Here is a 1,863-nt window from a genome sequence, read left to right on the forward strand (position 1 = left end):
CTCCAGATGCTGCTGCACGGTGCGGCTGTCAGTGCAGCCGCAGGCATCGAGTGCCAGGTTGTAGCGCGAATGGTCATCGAGCACGGTCAATGGCGAACAGCGTCGTCCGTCCTGCAGCGCGAACCACCCCTTGAAATCCATCTGCCAGAGTTCGTTGGGCTGCGCATGCTCGAAGCGCTGCCAGGGTGTCGCGGCCGCGGATGCCGCGTCCTCGATCAGGCCGTGGCGATGCAGGATGCCCGTCACCGTGCTAGGGGCGGGCACGTCCATATGACCCTGGTCGCGCAGGCGCCGGCTGATCTTGCGCCCGCCCCAGGCCGGATGCGCCTGGCGCAGTTCAACCACCTGCTGCTCGACTGAGGGGGTCGTGCGAGCCGGACTCTGAAGCGGTCGGCGCGAGCGGTCCCCCAGCGCCGTAGCGCTGTCGCCCTGCGCGTGACGGGCAAGCCACTTGTAGCCAGTCTTCGCACTGATGCCGAAACGTCGGCACAGCTCACGCCGGTTGGCGCCCTCCTGCAAAGCCAGATTCACGAATTCCAGACGCAGGTTCATGGTGTTTCTCGGGTTCCAGGGCATGAACGGCTCCAGGCGATCCACTCGCCCGAAGTGTTACCCATGTCCCCGCACACCTGTTACCCATGTCTGCGGTCCATACAATCCTCCAAAGAAAGTCCCGTGGGGCGGTAACCCAACCTGCCGTTAGTTCAACTAATGACATGGTCCGCCCCGCCTTACCGGGTAGGTTAGGCTGACGGAGCTCATTCGGAACCGGAGGCCATCATGGACCACGCGACGCTCGTTGGAATCGATCTTGGAAAACATAGCTTTCACCTTCACGGTCAGGACCGGAACGGCAAGGCTGTGTTTCGCAAAAAACTGGGGCGCAAGCAACTGGTTGAATTTTTCGCGACTTACGCGGGCCTGCACCGTCGTCATGGAAGCGTGCGCCGGCTCTCATCACATGGCTCGCAAGCTGGCCACATTTGGCCACCAGGTCAAGCTGATTTCGCCTCAGTTCGTCCGGCCTTTCGTGAAGTCAAACAAGAACGACTTCGTAGATGCCGAGGCGATTTGCGAAGCCGCATCACGACCAACGATGAGGTTCGTGACGCCGAAGACTGAATCGCAACAAACACGTTCTGTCCTGCATCGCGTGCGCGAATCGATGGTGCGGGACCGCACCCGAACGATCAGCCAGATGCATGGCTTCCTGCTCGAGTTTGGTGTCAGCCTGCCGGTCGGCAAGACTGGCGTTGTGCGTCTTCCGGAGCTTCTCAGCTACCATTCCTTGCCACCCCCCGGCTAGTCGCGATCCTCGAACGGCTCCACGAGCACTTCAAGTACCTGCAGCAGCAGATCGATGAGATCGACCGCGAGGTGATGCAGCAGCTGGTTTTGTCGCGATAACGCGGTCAAGTAAAATCCGCCGACGACAACGCATGACAAGCATGATGACAAAGACGAAGACGCCATGCAAGAGGCTGCCCGCTGGCATTGGCAAGGTACTGAAGCGGCTGCACTACCCGCTGGACGTGATCCTGCTGTGCGTCCGGTGGTACGTGGCATACTCACTGAGCCTACGAAACCTCGAAGAAATGATGGCCGAGCGGGGTATCGAGGTGGACCATTCGAGCGTGCACCGGTGGGTTATCAAGCTGCTGCCGGTGTTTGAAAAAGCATTGCGCAAACGCAAACGGCCTGTCGGCAAGAGCTGGCGCGTCGATGAGACCTATGTCAAGGTCAAAGGCCATTGGAAATACTTGTACCGTGCCGTGGACAAGGCGGGCAACACGGTGGATTTCCTGCTGCGCGCCCGTCGGGACAAGGCCGCGGCGCGCCGCTACTTCGAGAAGGCGATTGAAC

General features: G+C 60.5%; 2 protein-coding genes and 1 pseudogene. 2 read left to right on the plus strand and 1 reads right to left on the minus strand.

Annotated elements, in window-relative coordinates; genetic code table 11:
• Positions 1 to 576, minus strand: a 576-nt coding sequence (locus GCT19_RS41835; protein WP_152855077.1) for a helix-turn-helix domain-containing protein, incomplete at its 3' end; no start/stop codon positions are given.
• Positions 577 to 780: 204 nt separating this feature from the next.
• Between GCT19_RS41835 and GCT19_RS41840 the strand changes: the two are divergent.
• Positions 781 to 1,392, plus strand: a pseudogene (locus tag GCT19_RS41840) (IS110 family RNA-guided transposase); the annotation flags it as partial.
• A gap of 56 nt (positions 1,393 to 1,448) precedes the next feature.
• Positions 1,449 to 1,863, plus strand: a 415-nt coding sequence (locus GCT19_RS41845) for an IS6 family transposase (protein ID WP_152855078.1), incomplete at its 3' end; no start/stop codon positions are given.

The sequence above is a fragment of the Paraburkholderia atlantica genome (genome assembly GCF_009362785.1).
GTDB lineage: Bacteria > Pseudomonadota > Gammaproteobacteria > Burkholderiales > Burkholderiaceae > Paraburkholderia > Paraburkholderia atlantica.